Annotated in this window: 19 protein-coding genes and 1 pseudogene; 10 read left to right on the top strand and 10 right to left on the bottom strand. The window is 71.3% G+C overall.

Annotation, left to right across the window (positions count from 1 at the left end; all coding sequences use genetic code 11):
• Together H293_RS50500 and H293_RS0133450 are read right to left on the bottom strand one after the other, a co-directional pair.
• Positions 1-329: pseudogene (locus H293_RS50500) on the bottom strand (IS200/IS605 family accessory protein TnpB-related protein); the annotation flags it as partial.
• A gap of 230 nt (positions 330-559) precedes the next feature.
• Positions 560-1,249 carry an endonuclease V gene (locus H293_RS0133450; protein ID WP_028808428.1) on the bottom strand — a complete coding sequence of 230 codons (690 nt, stop codon included), beginning with the start codon at positions 1,247-1,249 and terminating at the stop codon, positions 560-562.
• A gap of 42 nt (positions 1,250-1,291) precedes the next feature.
• Here H293_RS0133450 and H293_RS0133455 point away from each other — a divergent pair, with 42 nt between their 5' ends.
• The gene (locus tag H293_RS0133455; RefSeq protein ID WP_020122178.1) at positions 1,292-1,588 is read left to right on the top strand and encodes a YciI family protein; all 297 of its coding nucleotides are present in this window, start codon (positions 1,292-1,294) and stop codon (positions 1,586-1,588) included.
• A 4-nt stretch (positions 1,589-1,592) separates the two neighbouring features.
• Here H293_RS0133455 and H293_RS0133460 read toward each other — a convergent pair whose 3' ends face one another.
• Entirely contained in the window at positions 1,593-1,922 is a 330-nt protein-coding gene (locus H293_RS0133460; protein ID WP_020122179.1) for a hypothetical protein, read from the bottom strand.
• 50 nt (positions 1,923-1,972) lie between these two features.
• Positions 1,973-3,040, bottom strand: a complete 1,068-nt coding sequence (locus H293_RS0133465) for a WD40/YVTN/BNR-like repeat-containing protein (protein WP_020122180.1) — start codon at positions 3,038-3,040, stop codon at positions 1,973-1,975.
• Positions 3,041-3,325: 285 nt separating this feature from the next.
• Between H293_RS0133465 and ssgD the strand changes: the two genes are divergently transcribed.
• Entirely contained in the window at positions 3,326-3,742 is a 417-nt protein-coding gene (gene ssgD, locus H293_RS0133470; RefSeq protein ID WP_020122181.1) for a spore wall synthesis regulator SsgD, read from the top strand.
• A 262-nt stretch (positions 3,743-4,004) separates the two neighbouring features.
• Positions 4,005-4,295: a hypothetical protein gene (locus H293_RS58590; protein ID WP_158694471.1), complete on the top strand. Its 291-nt coding sequence runs from the start codon at positions 4,005-4,007 to the stop codon at positions 4,293-4,295.
• 100 nt (positions 4,296-4,395) lie between these two features.
• Here the strand turns inward: H293_RS58590 and H293_RS0133480 are convergent, their stop codons facing one another.
• Positions 4,396-5,043, bottom strand: coding sequence for a GOLPH3/VPS74 family protein (locus tag H293_RS0133480; protein WP_020122182.1), 648 nt, complete (start codon positions 5,041-5,043; stop codon positions 4,396-4,398).
• A gap of 285 nt (positions 5,044-5,328) precedes the next feature.
• Between H293_RS0133480 and H293_RS0133485 the strand changes: the two genes are divergently transcribed.
• A complete protein-coding gene (locus H293_RS0133485; RefSeq protein ID WP_020122183.1) occupies positions 5,329-6,951 on the top strand; it encodes an ABC-F family ATP-binding cassette domain-containing protein in 1,623 nt (540 codons plus the stop codon).
• Here the strand turns inward: H293_RS0133485 and H293_RS0133490 are convergent.
• Entirely contained in the window at positions 6,920-7,663 is a 744-nt protein-coding gene (locus H293_RS0133490) for a MerR family transcriptional regulator (RefSeq protein WP_020122184.1), read from the bottom strand. The two genes, H293_RS0133485 and H293_RS0133490, sit on opposite strands and share 32 nt — an antisense overlap.
• A gap of 51 nt (positions 7,664-7,714) precedes the next feature.
• Here H293_RS0133490 and H293_RS0133495 point away from each other — a divergent pair, with 51 nt between their 5' ends.
• The 4 genes from H293_RS0133495 (at position 7,715) to H293_RS58595 (ending at position 10,482) form a co-directional block, all read left to right on the top strand.
• A complete protein-coding gene (locus H293_RS0133495; protein ID WP_020122185.1) occupies positions 7,715-8,149 on the top strand; it encodes a DUF6194 family protein in 435 nt (144 codons plus the stop codon).
• A gap of 129 nt (positions 8,150-8,278) precedes the next feature.
• Positions 8,279-9,055 (top strand): dimethylargininase, encoded by a 777-nt coding sequence (gene ddaH, locus H293_RS0133500; protein WP_020122186.1) that lies wholly within the window; start codon positions 8,279-8,281, stop codon positions 9,053-9,055.
• A gap of 227 nt (positions 9,056-9,282) precedes the next feature.
• Complete coding sequence (locus tag H293_RS0133505; protein ID WP_020122187.1) at positions 9,283-10,260, top strand: acyl-ACP desaturase; 978 nt, start codon at positions 9,283-9,285, stop codon at positions 10,258-10,260.
• A 78-nt stretch (positions 10,261-10,338) separates the two neighbouring features.
• The gene (locus tag H293_RS58595; protein WP_158694472.1) at positions 10,339-10,482 is read left to right on the top strand and encodes a hypothetical protein; all 144 of its coding nucleotides are present in this window, start codon (positions 10,339-10,341) and stop codon (positions 10,480-10,482) included.
• 145 nt (positions 10,483-10,627) lie between these two features.
• Here H293_RS58595 and H293_RS50505 read toward each other — a convergent pair whose 3' ends face one another.
• Positions 10,628-10,903: a WhiB family transcriptional regulator gene (locus H293_RS50505; RefSeq protein WP_199790228.1), complete on the bottom strand. Its 276-nt coding sequence runs from the start codon at positions 10,901-10,903 to the stop codon at positions 10,628-10,630.
• 414 nt (positions 10,904-11,317) lie between these two features.
• Here H293_RS50505 and H293_RS0133515 point away from each other — a divergent pair, with 414 nt between their 5' ends.
• Entirely contained in the window at positions 11,318-12,109 is a 792-nt protein-coding gene (locus H293_RS0133515; RefSeq protein ID WP_020122189.1) for a VOC family protein, read from the top strand.
• Between the two features lie 16 nt (positions 12,110-12,125).
• Here H293_RS0133515 and H293_RS0133520 read toward each other — a convergent pair whose 3' ends face one another.
• The 3 genes from H293_RS0133520 to H293_RS0133530 all read right to left on the bottom strand — a co-directional run bounded on the left by H293_RS0133520 (position 12,126) and on the right by H293_RS0133530 (position 15,191).
• Positions 12,126-13,151, bottom strand: coding sequence for a LacI family DNA-binding transcriptional regulator (locus H293_RS0133520; RefSeq protein WP_020122190.1), 1,026 nt, complete (start codon positions 13,149-13,151; stop codon positions 12,126-12,128).
• A gap of 118 nt (positions 13,152-13,269) precedes the next feature.
• Positions 13,270-14,196: an ornithine cyclodeaminase family protein gene (locus tag H293_RS0133525; RefSeq protein ID WP_020122191.1), complete on the bottom strand. Its 927-nt coding sequence runs from the start codon at positions 14,194-14,196 to the stop codon at positions 13,270-13,272.
• Positions 14,197-14,210: 14 nt separating this feature from the next.
• The gene (locus tag H293_RS0133530; protein WP_020122192.1) at positions 14,211-15,191 is read right to left on the bottom strand and encodes a multicopper oxidase domain-containing protein; all 981 of its coding nucleotides are present in this window, start codon (positions 15,189-15,191) and stop codon (positions 14,211-14,213) included.
• Between the two features lie 189 nt (positions 15,192-15,380).
• Between H293_RS0133530 and H293_RS0133535 the strand changes: the two genes are divergently transcribed.
• Complete coding sequence (locus H293_RS0133535) at positions 15,381-17,876, top strand: ThuA domain-containing protein (protein ID WP_199790226.1); 2,496 nt, start codon at positions 15,381-15,383, stop codon at positions 17,874-17,876.
• Positions 17,877-17,895: the final 19 nt, after the last annotated feature.

Genomic DNA, 17,895 nt, shown 5'->3' on the forward strand with positions numbered 1-17,895 from the left:
CGGTGCGCGATCGTCCGGATCCCCGCCTCCAGGGACTGGATGTGCGCGAGCTGTCCACGCCGGGCCAGCGCCCACTGGTCGTGCGTGGCCTTGGTGAGCGAACCCGCCCACCGGGACGAGGACACCGCCGTCAGATCCCGCTTACGCGCCGCCCACGTGTCCGCGGAGTGCTCCAGGCCCGGCCCGCACCGGACCTTCAAATCCCGGGAGGCGAGGGATCCGAGGTGCGCGCCGACCAGCGCGAGGACCTTCTCATCGGCGGGCGTCAGCTCCTTGAGCCGGGTACGGACCGACGCCCCCGAGGGGCCGGGCACGACGAATGACGCCACAAGCCCCCGCAACCAGCCCCCCCCCCCCCCATACGGCCCCTCGAAAACCCGCTCATCACACCCAACGAGCCCCACCCGGAAAGGTCACCCATTCGATGCACGAACTCCAATTCCCCTTCCGGGGCAACGCCTCCCAAACATCCGCAGGACCCTCCGCGCCCACCCACACACGCCAGAACACACTCGCACTCAGTCAAACCCCAGCAGCTGCCAACCCCTTCCGGAACCGGTCAGGAGGTCGCCTCCCGCAACGCCTGCCGGCACAGCGCGTCCGCCCTGCGGGTCGTCTCCGGCAGGCGGTACGACGGCGTGAGCGCGAGGGTGTGGGCGCAGGCGTTGTCCAGGCTCACGCGGTGGCCGACCGAGACGAAGACCGGCTTCACCGCCTCGCGCGTGCGCAGGGCCCGGCCGACCTCCTCCGGGCCCGCCCGCAACGGCGTCCACGCACCGCGCGGGGTGCCGGGATCGTCGTAGGTGAAGGTGAACGGGTTCTTGGCGACCCCGATCGTCGGCAGCCCGGTGAGGACGCCGAGGTGGCTCGCGAGGCCGAAGCGGCGGGGATGGGCGACGCCGTAGCCGTCGCAGACGACGAGACCGGGCGCGCACGGCAAGGTGTCGAGGGCGGCGAGGACCGTGGGGATCTCACGGAAGGCGAGCAAACCGGGGACGTACGGGAACGAGATGCGGCCGACGGCGGTCGCCTCCGCCACGACCTGAAGGGTCGCCGCGTCCAGCACCACGGCCGCCGCCGCGACCACGTCGCGTTCGTCGTCGTAGGCCACGTCGACCCCGGTGACATGGCCGGTGCCGGGCGGCGGGCCCGGCTCGTCGAGGACCGTCCGCGGCCTCAACTCGTCCTGGACCGCGCGGGCCTGCTCCTCGGTCGCGGGCCAGCCCGCGGGAATGTCCACTGTCGTCATGGTGGGAGCGAGCGTACGGCGGGGCGGCGTAGGCTCGCGATCATGTTCGTACTGGAACTGACCTACACCGCCCCGCTCGATGCCGTGGACGCCGTGCTGCCGGCGCATGTCGCCTGGCTGGAAAAGCAGTACGAGCACGGTGTCTTCCTGGCGTCCGGGCCCAAGAACCCCCGCGACGGCGGGATGATCATCGCCGTCGCGGAGGATCGTGCGCGGATCGAGGAGATCACCGCGGGCGACCCGTTCGTCACGGCCGGGGTGTGCGCGTACCGCGTCACCGAGTTCGCCGCGACGAAGACGGCTCCGGCGCTGGAGTCGTACCGGGAGACTCCCGGCTGACGGATCAGCTCTTGTTGCCGAGGGCGCGCTGGAGCTGGCTTTTGTTCATGTCCGAACGGCCCTTGACGCCCTTGCGCTTGGCCTCTTCGTAGAGCTGGTCGTAGGTCGGTCCCTGCGAGCCCTTGCCCGACCGCTGACCGCCCCGCTTGCCGGAGGACATGTCCTTGGTCGAGGTGCGGCTGGCGGTCTTGGACTCGCCGGAGCGAGCGCGTTCCTTGTTGACCGTCCGCGCCGCGATCTCCTTGGCCCGTCCGGTGCTCTCGCCCCGGTCTTCCGCGCTCTCCTTGATGTGCTCGTACTGGCGTTCACGCTTCGAGTTCGAACCGGCCGGCATGGGGGATCACTCCTTTCGCCGTCGCCGCCCGGGTACCCACATTTCGCCGCTCAGCCCTCCAGACGAGCCACCCGTCCCTTTTCCCCGGCCGCCCAGCAGCCGCCGTCGACCGTGCAGTCGACGGTGTCGTACGAGCCGGTGTCCACGGTCCGCCAGGTCCGGCCGCCGTCCCTGGTGAGGTCCGTGCCGGTGGGGCCGACCGCGAGGGCCGCGGTGCGGCTGTGCGGAAGCCAGGCCACGCCGGAGCGGTAGGCGTTCACCGGGGCCGCGGCGGGCCGCCAGGTCGCGCCCCCGTCACCGGTGCGGGCGGCGGCCTGCGGAGAGCTCTGGTCGGGCCGGTAGTCGCCGCCGACCGCGAGCCCGTGGACGCGGTCACGGAAGGCGAGCGCGAAGACGCCCTTGGCGGGGTCGCCCGCCGGGACCGACGTGTCGGAGGCCGTCCAGGTGCGGCCTCGGTCGGCGGAGTGCAGGACACGCGCGCGTGCCGCCCCACCGGTGGCCAGCCAGACGTCCCGGGGCCCGGAACTGACCAGGCACTGCCCGCTCGCCGCGAAGCCCGCCTCGCCGTCGAGCGCGGCCGGCATCCCCTTGTCGGGCAGCACCTTCCAGGAGCGGCCGCCGTCGGAGGTCGACAGGATGCGGAACCTCCCGTCCACCGGGTCGCTCATGGCGAGGCCGTGGCGGTGGTCGAAGAAGGTGAGGCAGTCGTAGAAGGCCTTGGTGTCGGTGTTGCGGAAGGACTCGGTCCAGGTCACGCCGCCGTCCTCGGTGCGGTAGACGCGGGACGCCTCGCCCTCCCCGATGGCCAGCACCACCGCCCGGCGCGCGTCGAAGGCCTCGATGTCCCGGAACTGGAGCTCGGCGGCACCGGGCGGCGAGACGTTTCGCCAGCTCGCTCCGCCGTCCGTGGTGCGCAGCACGGTGCCCTGGGTGCCGGCCAGCCAGGCGGTGTCCCGGCTGACCGCCGACAGCCCGCGGAACCGCACCTCGGGGGTGCCGGTGTCCTTGAGCTCCCAGCGCGGCGCACGGCCGTCCGGGTCATGTGCCTCGGCCGGTACGGCGGTCAGGACGGCCAGCGCCGCCGCACAGGCCGCCCCCGCGGCGACGGTCCGGCTCATCAGGCCCGTCGGTCTCTTGCCTCGCGTGTTTCCCAAGCGCCTCATGGCGGGCGAAGCTAGCCCACGCTCCCGGCGCCGTCCAGATGCCCTCGGCCGGCCGCCGACCGGTGCGCGGGGTGTCACAAGTGTCTCTCGGGGCACGGGAGAAGGACTGGATCACACCGGTACATGACGACGGTGACAGAGGTCACTCGAATTTCGTGTACACGGATTGGCTCATTCCGACGTCTCTTCCAGTGCCCGTCCCACTCCGGAAGCCCACCGCCGTCACAAGGGAGCAAGGCGTTGTCCACCGTCATCGAGCAGCCCGTAGAGGCCCGTCTCGTCGCCGCGGCACCGCGGATGCCGAGCATTCCCGCCACCCTGCACTACGACCGCTGTGATCCGTTCGCCGTCCGTATGACCTTCCCCGCCCCGGCCACCCTGGAGGGCGTCGAGGTCTGCTGGACCTTCAGCCGCGAACTGCTCACCACCGGCCTGCACGAGCCCGAGGGTCACGGCGACGTCCGGGTGCGGCCGTACGGCTACGACCGCACTGTTCTCGAGTTCCACGCCCCCGAGGGCACGGCCGTCGTGCATGTCCGCACGGGTGAGCTGCGCCGGTTCCTGGAGGCGACGAACGACCTCGTGCCGACCGGTCTGGAGCACCTCCAGCTCGACCTCGACCACGACCTGGCCGAGCTGATGCGCGACGCCTGCTGACGCCGGGCGCCCAGGAGGGCGTCGGGCTCGCCGTGGTCGAGCCCGTGGGTCGGCACGTCGTACGTCCCCGCGTCCAGCTGCTCCCGCTCGGCGCGGCGGACCAGGGCGTGCTCGGCCTGTGCCATGCAGGAACCGACGACGACGGGGCGCCGGGCCCGGCCATGTCGTTCAGCGGACCGTGGATCGCGTCGACGAGGAGCCTGACGGCCCCGGGTCGACGGCACCGGGGACGAGGATCCCGTCGGCGCCCACGACGAGGCAGGTGGCGCCCCCAGGTGAGGCCGACTCCTCACTCGTCGATCGGCCGCAGCGGTTCGCCCTCGTCGTCGTACAGGACGTCCTCGACGTTCACCCCGACCTCATCCGCCGCGAGCACCGCCCGCCCGATGTCGGCAGCACCCGCCGCGTCCCGGGCGTACCCGGTCTCGATGCGAACCCGCTCTCGATGTCCGCGCCGACCGGCACGCCCACCACGGCGGCGATCCGCCCCACGGCGTCCAGGGCCGCTCCCCCGGTCCAGGCGGTCACCGTCCGTCGCGCCCAGGGCCCATGAGAGCCCGGAGCTCGCGTTGGCCGCGGCGGCGGCGCCCACGTCCCGCCTCGCTCAGTCGCCGGCCCCCGCGGCAGCGCCGGCCGGAATCCGAACCCGGCGTTCAGGCGCGCGCCGCGACCGCGGCCGCTGCCCCGCGGACTCCGTGGACTAGTTCCCGCAGCACCGGCGCCACCTGCCCGCTGCGCTCGACCAGCTCCTCGACGCGCGCCTCGTGGTGTTCCCCGCGGGGCAGGAGGGTGCGCAGTTCGGCCGCCGCGGCGAGCGCGAGGAGGGCCGCGTCCCGCTCGGAGACGTCCACCGGCGGCACCGGGCCTCGGAGGACCTGCCGGGCCTCCCCTTGAAGCGCCTCCACGGCGGCCGGCCGGGCCAGGTCGTGCTCCACCGTCGGGAACAGGCCGAGGACCCGCCGCTTGCGGGCGCGCAGCTGTCCGCCCGCCGTGAGCTGTTCCCGTACGGCGTCCAGGGTGATCCGGGTGTGCGGTGTCACCCAGCTCCGCCACCGGTGCGGGCGGGATTCACGGACCAGTTCGAGCAGCCCGTCCAGGACGGGGTCCCCGGTCTCGGCGTCCATGTCGACCGGTGTGGCGATGCCGTCCACGTCGAGGAGCAGACCGCGCCGGGCCAGCTCGGTGAGGGCGCCGGCCCGGACCAGCTGGGGAACCTGGCCGGCCCCCGTGGTCTCGGACTTCGAGGTGTCCCAGGCCAGCAGATAGAGGTGGGCCGGCAGGGAGAGCGGTCCGTCGGGCACGGGGCCTCCTAAGGCGCGTTAACTCGTTGACAGCCCTACGGCCGCCTCGTACGGTGTAGAGCGCTTCTGTTGCCGTCGATCGGAGTAGGACGTTGCTCGTCTGAGGTCCTGAGACACCGTGTCACACACCTGAGGTGTGTGCGCCGCGTGCGACCTCGGCACACGAGCCGTTCCCGACGAGCAGGGCCTTGTTCCCGCCTTCCGGTCTCCTCGCCTTCTCCCGTGGTCGCGGGTGTCTCGATACGCGTTTGCCCCTTCTCGCTTCGAGCAACCGCGGAGACTCACATGTCTGCTTCCCTCACCTGCGCCTCCCTCGCCTTCTCCTGGCCCGACGGCACCCCCGTCTTCGACGGCCTCGACATCGCCTTCGGCCCCGGCCGGACGGGCCTCGTCGGCGTCAACGGGTCGGGAAAGTCCACCCTGTTGAAGCTGATCGCCGGTGAACTCACCCCGGCCGACGGCGCCGTGCGCGTCGCGGGCGAGGTCGGCCACCTCCCGCAGAACGTCACGCTCGACACCGGTCTGAGGGTCGACGAGGCCCTCGGTATCGCCGCGCGGCGCGCCGCCCTGCACGCCATCGAGGCGGGCGACGTGTCCGAGGAGCACTTCGAGACGGTCGGCGACGACTGGGACGTGGAGGAGCGGGCCCTGGCCACCCTCGGTGAACTCGGGCTCGGCCACATCGGGTTGGACCGCAGGATCGGCGAGGTCTCGGGCGGCGAGTCGGTGCTGCTGCGGCTGGCCGCGCTGCTGCTGCGCCGACCGGACGTCCTGCTCCTCGACGAGCCCACCAACAACCTCGACCTGTACGCCCGCAGACGGCTGTACTCGGCCGTCGCCTCCTGGCCGGGGGTGATGGTCGTGGTCAGCCACGACCGCGAACTCCTCGACCTGGTCGACCAGATCGCCGATCTGCGCTCGGGCGAGGTCACCTGGTACGGCGGGAACTTCTCCGCCTACGAGGAGGCCCTCGCCGTGGAACAGGAGGCGGCGGAGCGGATGGTGCGCGTCGCCGAGTCCGACTTCCGCAGGCAGAAGCGCGAACTGGTCGACGCACAGGTCAAGTTGGCCCATCGCAGGCGCTACGCCCAGAAGATGTACGACACCAAGCGCGAGCCCCGGGCCGTCATGAAGCTGAGGAGCCGCGCTGCCCAGGTCTCCGCGGGCAAGCACCGCATCATGCACGAGGAGAAACTCGCCGAGGCCAAGGACCGGCTCGACGAGGCGGTGGAGGCCGTACGGGACGACGACGAGATCCGCGTCGATCTGCCGTGCACGGCCGTACCGCAGGGCCGTACGGTCCTGACCCTCATGGACCTGCACCTCGCCCACGGTGCGCGGGTGAAGGGCGGTCTCGACCTTCGCGGGCCCGAGCGGGTCGCGCTGATCGGGCGCAACGGCACGGGCAAGACCACGCTGCTGCGGACGATCGCCGGGGAGCTGCCCCCGGTGTCGGGCGAGGCCACGGCCCATGTCCCGCTCCGCTTCCTGCCCCAGCGTCTGGACGTCCTCGACGGCGAGCTGTCGGTCGCCGAGAACGTGGCCCGGTTCGCGCCGGGCGCCACCAACAACCGGGTGCGGGCCCGTCTCGCCCGCTTCCTGTTCCGGGGCGCCCGGGCCGACCAGCGGGCGTCGACGCTGTCCGGCGGCGAACGCTTCCGGGCGACCCTGGCCGCGCTGATGCTGGCCGAGCCCGCACCCCAGCTGCTCATGCTCGACGAGCCGACGAACAACCTCGACATCGCGAGCGTGCGACAGCTGACCTCGGCCCTGGAGTCTTACGAGGGCGCGCTGGTCGTGGCCAGTCACGACCTGCCGTTCCTGGAGTCGATCGGCATCACGCGCTGGCTGATGCTGGACGGAGAGCTGCGGGAGGTCACGCCGGAGGATCTGGAGTTCCCCGCGTAGCGTCCGCGGCGTCCGTGCCGTCCGTGCCGTCCGCGGCGCAGACGACGGCCGCCAGGTCCGCGCCCGCCCGGAGCAGCGCCACGCTCCGGGCGGCGATCCGGTCGAGCCGTTCCCGCAGGATCCGCCGGGCGTCCGCCAGGCCGTCGGCGCCGTCCAGGCAGGCCATCACCTCGCGCACGGCCGGAATGCCGTATCCGCCGGCGCGCAGGGCGACGACGACGCGTGCCGCCCTGATCGCCGCGGGACCGTAGCGACGCGCGCGCAGGGTGGTCACGCGCTCCGGGAGGACGAGCCCTTCCTCCTCCCAGAACCGCAGGGTCGAGGACCGTACGCCGAGCGCCTGCGCGAGCTGCGTGATGGTCATGAAGTCGTCGTCCCAGCCGGCCCCTTCGGCCTGGATGCCCTCCAGCGCCCGCTGGGCGCGCAGCACCTCCGCGCGCTCCCGCGCGAGCCGGGCGTGCACCTCGTCGACCGCCGAGGCCGCCTCCGTGACCGTCGCCGTCCGCAGCTCGGCGAGCAGCCGCCGGGCCTCGACGGGTTCGGCGGCCGCTGCGAGCCCTCGGTAGGCGCGCAGAGCGCTCACATGGAGCGGCGTGTAGGAGCGGTAGCCGTTGTCCGACCGTACGGCCGGCGGAATCACGCCCAGCCGCTCCAGGTCGCGCACCTGCTGGGCCGAGTACCCGGACTCCCTGGCGACGTCGGTCGTGCGCATCGTTCGGTCAACCCCACACAAGCACTTGAAGGTCACGCTTGAACCATGAGTATGGAGCAGATCATCGCGACCGTGCGCGGCTTCGAGGGGGCTCTCGTGGTCGTCCCGGGGCCGGGTGGGGACTCCCCCGAGATCGCGTGGGGCGACGCGTTCTTCTACTACGCCCCCGACGGCCGGACGCCACGGAACACCCAGCCCTACGGGACGATCGTCACGAAGAACTACCCCGACGACACCGCCTCCGACCTGGACCCGCAGGGCCGCTGGCGGGTCAACGTCCAGGTCGGCCGCACAGCGCTCCCGGAACTCCTCGGGGAACGGCACGATCCCGCAGCGGCCGACGTGGTGCTGCCGCACCCGGTCTACGGGCCCCTCGGCTGGATCTGCGTGGTGAATCCCGGCGAGAGGACGACCGGGACCGTCGTACGACTGCTGCGCGAGGCCCATGAGGCGGCACGCGCGCGTGCCGCGCGACGGCCCTCCTGAGCCGTGAAGCGTCTCAGGAGGGCCACAGCCTGACTCCAGGGGTTTTGTCGACACGGACCGGCGCTGCATGATGGCTGACCGGCGCCCGTCACCCGCGCCGCCCCTGTCCCGCCGATACGGAGTCCCCTCGTGCCCAGCAAGAAGGCCCTCGTCCGCCGCCCCAGCCCGCGCCTCGCCGAAGGTCTGGTGACGCACGTCGAGCGGGAGAAGGTCGACGTCGACCTCGCGCTCGAACAGTGGGAGGCGTACGTCGAGGCCCTGCGCGCGCACGGCTGGGAGACCGTCGAGGTGGACCCGGGGGACGACTGCCCGGACTCGGTGTTCGTCGAGGACACCGTGGTGATGTACAGGAACGTCGCCCTGATCGCACGCTCCGGCGCCGAGTCCCGGCGCGAGGAGACCATCGGCGTCGAGGAGGCCGTGGCGCGCCTGGGCTGCTCGGTGAACTGGATCTGGGAGCCGGGCACCCTGGACGGCGGTGACGTGCTGAAGATCGACGACACGATCTACGTCGGCCGGGGCGGGCGTACCAACGCGGCCGGCGTCCAGCAGCTGCGGGCCGCCTTCGAACCGCTCGGGGCGCGGGTCGTCGCCGTGCCGGTGAGCAAGGTGCTGCACCTGAAGTCGGCGGTCACCGCGCTGCCCGACGGAACCGTCATCGGACACATCCCCAAGGTGGACCGGCCCGCGCTCTTCCCGCGCTTCCTGTCCGTGCCCGAGGAGGCCGGCGCCCATGTCGTCCTGCTCGGCGGCCCCAAGCTGCTGATGGCCGCAAGCGCGCCGAAGACCGCGGAGCTGCTCACCGACCTCGGATTCGAACCGGTCGTGGTGGACATCAGCGAGTTCGAGAAGCTCGAAGGCTGTGTGACTTGCCTCTCAGTGCGATTGCGGGATCTGTACGCCTGACGGGGTGCGGGCATGAGGCCCGGCGGCCTCGGACCTGCGGTTCCAGGGGCGCTTGTCGTGGTTCCAGGGCCGCGTGTCCTGCCCGGGGAGCACCGCTGATCAGGGATCTTTACGGCGCCCTTAACCTACGGTCTCGTAACCTACGGTTTCGTAGCCTACGATTCCGTAGGTTCCCCGGCACCGCTCGCCGGACCCCGCAATGTTGGTCCCGTCCCCCTGGAGTACCTATGACGATCACTTCCCCTCACCTCGGCAGCCCGTCCTCCGAGTGGACCGACGCGCGACTGCTGTACGCGCTGGAGGAAGTGGTCGAGACCGAACTCAACCGGCATCTGAAGGTCACCAAGGACTGGATGCCGCACGAGTACGTCCCGTGGAGCGACGGCCGCAACTTCCCCGGCTTCTTCGAGGACGGCGAGGCCTGGGAGAAGGAGCAGTCCAAGGTCACCGAGATCGGCCGGATCGCCCTGGTCGTGAACCTGCTCACCGAGGACAACCTCCCCAGCTACCACCACGAGATCGCCTCGCTCTTCGGCCGTGACGGCGCCTGGGGCACCTGGGTGCACCGCTGGACCGCCGAGGAGGGCCGGCACGGCATCGTGATGCGGGACTACCTGCTCGCCTCGCGCGCGGTGGACCCGGACAAGCTGGAGCAGTTCCGCATGGCCCACATGAGCGAGGGCTTCGAGTCGGACAACCGCCACTCCATGCTGCACTCGGTCGCCTACGTGTCCTTCCAGGAGCTCGCGACCCGGGTCTCGCACCGCAACACCGGCCACCAGTCCGGGGACCCGGTCTGCGACCGCATGCTGGCGCGCATCGCCACCGACGAGAACCTGCACATGGTCTTCTACCGGAACCTGCTGAAGGCGGCCTTCGAGCTCGCGCCCGACCTGACGATGATGGCCGTGCGCGACGTGATCGTGAACTTCCGGATGCCCGGCCACGGCATGCCCGGCTTCGAGCGGGCCGCCGCGCAGATGGCGATCGGCGAGATCTACAACATGCGCATCCACCACGACGACGTGCTCCAGCCCGTCCTGCGCTTCCTGAAGGTCATGGAGATCGACGGCCTCGGCCCCGAGGGCCAGAAGGCGCAGGACGAACTCGGCCTGTACATGGGCGGTCTGGACGCGGAGGCCGCGAAGTTCGACGAGAAGCTGGCTGCCCGCAAGGCGCGGATGGCGGCCCGCGCGGGCGCCTGACGCCGGCCTGGCCGGCCCGGCCCGCCGACGCATCGAATTCCCGGTGCGATCCGCCCTACCCAGCGTGATCATGCGGCCATGCATGACAGCAGCAAGGATCAGCGGGCCGCCGGCTTCCTGCTGGGCCTGATCGACGCCGATGCGCCGCCGTACGGATACGGCGGCGCATCGGCGCGCCGCCATCAGGCGCGAACGCACGCCGGGTCGCCCAGGCCGTCCTGAGGTCGACCCCCGGCGCCTCCTCCGTGCTGGTGTGGATCCTGGAGGAGGACGACCCGGAGCTCAACGCGGCCGTCGCACGCTCCAGCCGCCCGTGGCCCTGAAGCTGCGCCTGCCTCTGCGCTACGCCCGGATGCGCTCCAGGGTCTTAACCGCACTCCCGGCCGGTCGGCTCACCGGTTTTGCCGTCGCGCCTGATCGCCAGCCGTTCCTTCTCGGAGAGGCCGCCCCAGACGCCGAAGCGTTCGTCGTTGGCCAGGGCGTACTCGAGACAGGCCGGGCGCATCTCGCACATACCGCAGATGCGCTTCGCCTCTCGTACCGAGCTGCCCGGCTCGGGAAAGAAGAAGTCCGCCCCGGTCTGCGCGCACAACGCCTGCGCCTGCCAGGCGGGGTCGGTCGGGGTGATGGTGTCGATGTGCATGGCGGAGATCGTGCCGGGCAGCGAAAAACGTTCGATCAACGCGGGATCAACGGCTGCGTTCATGACCTCGGGCCGCCTTGATGGTCCTCTGCCCGGCGCGAGGGCGCACGGCGGCGCGCGGAATCGGTTCGCCCCGCGGAAACGGATCGCCCGGTGGGTGCCGGCGTCCCGGGGCGGTGCGGGCCGCCGGTCGTCCCGATGCGCTCCCGCCCAGGTCGGCCGCGGGCTCGGTGCCCTCCGGCCCGCCCGGCCCGGCTCCGGCGGCACCCGCGCGTCCGCCGGCAAGGACCGCACTCCTCTCCCACGGCCACCGCGACTGCCGACCGGCCCGCATCGGCGTCCCGGCAGCGATTGTCAGTGGACGGTGCGAGACTCGGCGGTACAGGCAACGGGACCCCTCAGAGGAGGGCAGAGATGCTCACGACCCGTTATGTCACCGGCGCTCCCAACTGGCTCGACCTAGGCACCCCCGACATCGACGGCGCCACCACCTTCTACGGCGGCCTGTTCGGCTGGGAGTTCCAGCCGGGCCCGCCCGAGGCCGGCGGTTACGGCTTCTTCCAGCTCGGCGGCAAAACCGCCGCGGGCGGCATGCAGACCACACCGGAGCAGGGCCCGCCGTCCTGGACGGTGTACTTCCAGACACCGGACGCGGACGCGACCGCGAAGGCGGCCGAGGAGGCGCACGGCTCGGTGCTGATGCAGCCCATGGACGTGATGGACCAGGGCCGCATGGCGATCCTCGCCGACAAGGCGGGCGTGCCCTTCGGCATCTGGCAGCCCGGGCGGAACAAGGGGCTCGACGTCACCCAGGAGCCCGGTTCACTGTGCTGGGTCGAGCTGTACACGGCCGACCTGCCGATGGCCGCCTACTTCTACCGCGCGGCCCTCGGCCTGGAGACGTACGGGGTCGACTTCCCCGGCGGGACGTACACCACCGTGCTGCCGGACGGGCAGAGCGAGGACGCCATGTTCGGCGGCATCGTCCCGCTCGCCGACGATCCGCTGGAGGCGCAGGCCGGGCCGTACTGGATGCCGTACTTCGAGGTCACCGACACGGACCAGACGGTGGCGAAGGCGCGGGAGCTGGGCGGCAGCGTCCGGCTGCCCGGCACCGACGTGCCGGGGGTCGGCCGGGTCGCCAAGCTGGCCGATCCGTACGGTGCCCGCTTCGCGGTGATCAAGAGCGCGCCGCAGCAGACGTGACGGGGGCGGGGGCGGCTCACGCCGAGGTGCGCCGCACCAGCGTGGTGGGCAGGACGACACCGGCCGGTGCGGCTCCCGCGTCGCCCGGACCGAGACCTCCCAGGAGCAGGCGGGCCATCAACCGGCCCATCTCCTCGATGTCCTGACGGACCGTCGTCAGCGGCGGATCGGCCTGCTCGGCGAGCGGCAGCATGTCGTCGAAGCCGATCACCGCCACGTCCTCGGGCACCCGGCGCCCTCGCTCGCGCAGCACGCGCAGGGCGCCGGACGCGGTGAGGTCGTTGGCGGCGAACACCGCGTCCACGTCCGGGCACCGGTCGAGGAGTTCCCGCATGGCCCGCTCCCCGCCGGCCGGGGTGAAGTCGCCGCCTACGACCAGCCTCGGGTCGGCGTCGCCCATCACGTCACGGTAGCCGTCGAGCCGGTCCGCCGCGGAGGTCTGGTCGAGGGGGCCGGTGATGTGGGCGACACGGGTGCGCCCCAGCCCGGCGAGATGCCGTACGGCCTCGCGGGCACCGCCCCGGTTGTCGCTGTCGACGTACACGACGTCCGTCGTCCCGTCGCTCCAGCCGGGCCGTCCGCCGAACACCGTGGGGACACCGGCCCGCTGGATCAGTCCGGGCAGCGGGTCGTCGAGGTGCAGCGAGAAGACGAGCGCGCCGTCGACGTGGCCTCCGGCGAGGTAGCGTCCGACGCGCGCGTGGTCGTCGCGGCCCTCGGTGAGCAGCAGGACGAGCTGATTGTCGTGAGCGGTCAGCTCCTTGCTGATGCCCCGCAGTTGCAGCGCGAAGAAGGGGTCGGCGAAGACCCTGGTCTCCGGCTCGGCCACGACCACGGCGACCGCGTCGTGGCGCCGGGTGACAAGGCTGCGGGCGGCCTGGTTGGGCACGTAACCGAGCTCCTCGACGGCCCTGCGCACCCGCTCGACGAGCGGCTCCCTGACCCCGTCCCCGCCGTTCACCACCCGGGACACGGTGGCCCGCGACACCCCGGCCCGGGCCGCCACGGCCTCCAGTGTGGGGCGCGGCGCTGTCTCGGTCACGTCGGGGCTCCTCATCGGTGGGTGCGGATCAGGATAGCCCCGGACGAGCACCCGGTGAGAGCGCTCTCGCGGCACCGGACGATGGACACCTACGCCCGGGGACGTCCGATGAACGGCCTCACGCCAGCAGGTCGATCCGCCGCCCGATCCGGTCCCGTTCGGCCCGCTCGTACGCCGTCCAGGCGACCGCGAGGTCCTGCCAGGGCATGCCCACGGGGGCGTAGACCGTACGGTCCGTGTCCGCCGTCCGGCCGGAGTGTTCGCAACGCACGATCTCGCCCAAGGTCGCGTCGGCGGCCCTCAACACGCCCACGCGTGACGCCAGTTCGCGATCGTCGACCACCAGCAGCGCCGCGTCCAGGAGGTCCGCCGCCAACTCTGCCTTGCCCGGTTCGTCCACGCCGAGGCTCGTGAAGTGCTGGCCCGGCCTGGTGTCGTTCAGGTGCAGCAGCGGCTCTCGGGACCAGGTCGCCGAGAGGACGACGTCGGCGGCTGTGGCAATCTCCGCGGCGGAGCCCAGAACCCGGCCGCCGTGCCTCGCGGCGAACTCCGCGGCGCGCTCGGCGGACGTGTCGTGGACGACGAGGGCACCGCGGGGTCGTAGCGCTCCGAGGCCCCGCACCATCAGCTCTGCCTGTACGCCCGCGCCGATCACTCCGACGACGTCTGCGGGGCCTGCCAGCAGGTGTGTGCCCAGTGCCGCGGCCAGCCCCGTCCGCCACGCCGTGACCGTCGCCGAGTCCATGAGGGCCAGCAACGCGCCGTCGGTTCCGCTGTGCAGGCAGATCACCCCGCGCAGGGCGGGGCGCGCGGCCGGGAACTTGGCGTTGACCTTCACGGTGTAGGCGGGAACGCCGGGGAGCAGGCCCGGGATCAGCGCGGTGGCCGTGCCGGGGAACGGGAGGTCCGTGCGCACCCGTTGCCCGGCGATCGGCACACCGTCCGCGTCCACGTCCGCATTCAGTAAGCCGTCCCGCAGTGCGTCGAGGCACGTCTCCGGCTCCAGCACCGTCTCCAGGTCGCCGCGCGTGAGAAGAAGAGTCACCCGCCCATGATCCGTCAGTGGTGGTGCCCGGCCCGCTGCCCGGTGTGCTCGTGCGGCTCGTACCCCGGGATCGTCCCGTCCGTCTTCTTCACCAGGAACAGGCCCACCATCCCCATGTCGGAGTGGCTCTGCACATGGCAGTGGTACATCCACGCGCCCGCCCCGACCCCCTCCCCCGCGATCACCTGGAAGCCGAAGGAGTCCGCCGGGCCCACGATCTTGTTGTCGACGACCTGGCTCGGGTCGTCGGGCCCGGTGAGCATGCCGGTGCGGTTGTCCGCCCAGCGGTGACCGTGCAGGTGGAAGGTGTGGTAGTACTCGCCATGCGTGATCATCACGAACTCGACCCGATCGCCTACGGTGGCCTCGAAGTTGGGCCCGGAGTGCGCCGGCTTGTTGTTGATGAGCATGTCGTTGAAGACGATCGTGTGCGTCGCGTCCGGCAGGACGTCGCCCTTGCGGCGGACGATCACCGGGCCGTAGAGGCCCTTGCGGATGCCGCCTGTGCCGTGTTCCGTGCCGACGACGTGGTCGTGGTAGTGCCAGTAGCCCGCGCTGCCCGCCCGCCAGGTGCCGTCGCTGCGGCGGCCCGGCAGGTGGGTGCGCCAGGTGTAGGTGCGGGTACCGCCCGGCTCGACGTCGCTCTTGTTCAACGTAGTGCCGTCGCTGGAGACTTCGTAGTCCAGGCCGTGGACGTGCAGGCTCGCCCGGACGTCCAGGGTGTTCTCGAACTCGATGTGCAGGGTGTCGCCCTCATTGAGCTCGATGAGCGGGCCGGGGATCGTCGCCTTGCCCTTCTCCAGGCCGTAGCCCAGCTGTCCGTCGGCGAGCTTCTCGGCGTACAGCTTGATGCGCCTGACCTCGCCACCGGGCGGAGCGACCTGCGCCGGACCCGGGTCGCTGCGGGCCTCCGGCGCCATCGACAACGATGTCGCGACCGCCGCGCCACCGAGCAGCACCCGCCGGTTGAAGCCACGTCTGTCCAGTGCGCCCATGCGGAACTCCCCACCGTGATACGGGTTTTGCGGAGACGTACCTGTGATGAACCGGTGAGACGGTACCGGCCCCGGAGCCGTTTATCCACACTCAGGACAAAGTTCGTGCGATCCCGGTCATAGGTATTGGCGCGGGAGGCAAAGGGGTCTAGCTTCCATGGCGCTGTTGCTGTGACCGAGGAGGTGCCCATGCACTTACGAGGGTTGAGCGCGAGAAGCGGAGGAAGCGCGAGGAGACGGGTCTGGACGGCCACCGTGACCGCGGGGGTCGTCGCCGCCGGGCTGATGTCCGGGCCGGCGGCGGGGGCACTGCCGGCTCCCGACCCGTCCGCGACAACGATGTCCGTCAAGTCGCCACCGGGCGGCGGGGACGTACGGGTGCTGGTCTTCTACGGGTCAGCGGCGGGCGGCGACGAGTCGCCCCTCGTCAACGCCGGTATCGCGGCGATCGAGAGGATCGGGCTGTCCGGACCGGCAAACCAGCGGTTCGAGACCGAGGCCACCGACGACGCGAGAGTCTTCACCGACGAGAAGGCACTGGGGAGTTACAACGCCATCGTCTTCCTGACCGGCGGCGGCGATGTCCTCGACGCGGAGCAGGAGGCCGGTCTGGAGGCGTACATGGAGGCGGGCGGCGGTTTCGTCGGCATCCATGACGCGGCCCGCGCCGAGCCGTACTCCGACTGGTTCACGGGTCTGGTGGGCGCCCGGCCGGCTGCCTCCAGCCCGACGGCCGTACAGCGGGCCACCGTTGAGGTCGGCGACCGGCAGCATCCGGCCACCAGGGATCTGCCGGTGCAGTGGAAGCGCCCCGACCAGTGGTTCAACTGGACGAAGAACCCCTCCGGTGACGTGCACACCGTGGCCCGGGTGCGCGAGTCGACCTACCAGCCGGGAGCGAGCGCCAACGGCTGGGACCACCCGGTGAGTTGGTGCCGGGACTACGACGGCGGCCGGTCCTTCTACACCGGCATGGGCGGCACGGTGTCCTCGTACGACGAGACCGACTTCCGGAGCCATCTGCGCGGGGCGCTGCTGTGGACCTCGCGGCTCGTCCAGGCCGACTGCAAGGCGACCATCAACGGCAACTACAAGGCGGAGCGCCTCACCCAGCCCAACCAGGCGGGGCAGAACGACCAGATCGGCGAGCCGCACGGACTGGTCACCGCCCCCGACGGGCGGGTCCTGTACATCGGGCGGGGCGGCGCCGACTCTTCCCAGCCGGTGATCACCGACTGGAACAACCCCGACATCGGCAAGGGCCGGGGCGAGATCCACGTCTACGACCCGAGGACCAAGAAGGTCACCCTCGCGGGCGCGTTGACCGTGTTCGGCAACAAGGGCGGCGGCGACGAACTGGTGAAGGTCGAGGAGGGCCTGCTCGGGATCGAGCTCGACCCGCGCTTCGAGGAGAACGGCTGGGTGTACCTGCACTACACCCCGCATTCTCAGCTCAACCGCGACACGCAGATGGCCCAGCGGCGGGTCTCCCGCTTCACCCTCGACCTCGCCACGAACAAGCTGGACCTGAACAGCGAGAAGGTCCTGCTCACGTGGCCGGTCCAGGTGCACAGTTGCTGCCACGCGGGCGGCGGGATGTCCTGGGACTCGAAGGGCAACCTGTACATCGCGACCGGTGACAACAACTCCAGTGGCTTCAGCGGTGGTTACTCGGGCAACAACCCGCAGCCGAACTACAAGGGCGTCTCCTTCGCGGACGCGCGCCGCACCGCGGGCAACACCAACAACCTCAACGGCAAGATCCTGCGCATCCATCCGGAGGCCGACGGGACGTACACCCTGCCCGAGGGCAACCTCTTCACGGGCCGGGAGACGGCCGAGGGCGGCGGCAAGACCCGCGGCGAGATCTATGTGATGGGGGTCAGGAACCCGGCCCGGATCTTCGTCGACAAGAAGACGGACATCCTGTACGCGGGCTGGGTCGGGCCGGACGCCGGCGCTCCCTCGACGACCTGGGGGCCGGCCAAGTACGACACCTTCGCCGTCATCACCAAGGCGAGCAACCGGGGCTGGCCGTACTGCATGGGCAACAAGCAGCCCTACCGGGACCGCAACCTGCCCAACCCGGACCAGCCGCTGGGCTGGTACGACTGCGACCACCCGAAGAACGAGTCGCCCAACAACGACGGTCTGGTCAACCTCCCTCCGGTCACCGGCAACAACATCTGGTACTCGCCGCAGGGCGGCGCCCCGGACTACCCGCGCGACGCGAACGGCATCCCGTCCTACAAGCAGGAGGACGCCAAGTACCTGCTCCCGTGGCTCAAGGGCGGCGGCCAGGCCGCCATGAACGGGCCGGTCTACCGCTACGACACCACCATCACGAGCGCGACCAAGTGGCCCTCCTACTGGGACGGCAAGTGGTTCGTCGGCGACTTCTACGACGCCGACCAGCCGCGCAACGCGGTCATCACCGACCCGAAGAACCACGGCGACGGCGGACTTCCCGTCCACTCCGAGTCGCTGAAGAAGATCGTGCCGATCGGCAACGACGGCATCAAGAACCTCATGGACTGGAAATTCGGCCCGGACGGCGCGCTGTACGTCCTCGACTACGGGCGCGGGTTCTTCACCTCGGACGCCAAGTCGGCACTGTGGCGGGTCACTTACACGGGCGGCGGCCCGACACCGGCCGCCGGACAGCTGGCGAGAGGAGGGCAGTGATGCACCCCCGAAGAGCAGT

Origin of the sequence: Streptomyces canus 299MFChir4.1 (genome assembly GCF_000383615.1) — a bacterium.
GTDB classification, from domain to species: Bacteria; Actinomycetota; Actinomycetes; order Streptomycetales; family Streptomycetaceae; genus Streptomyces; species Streptomyces canus_C.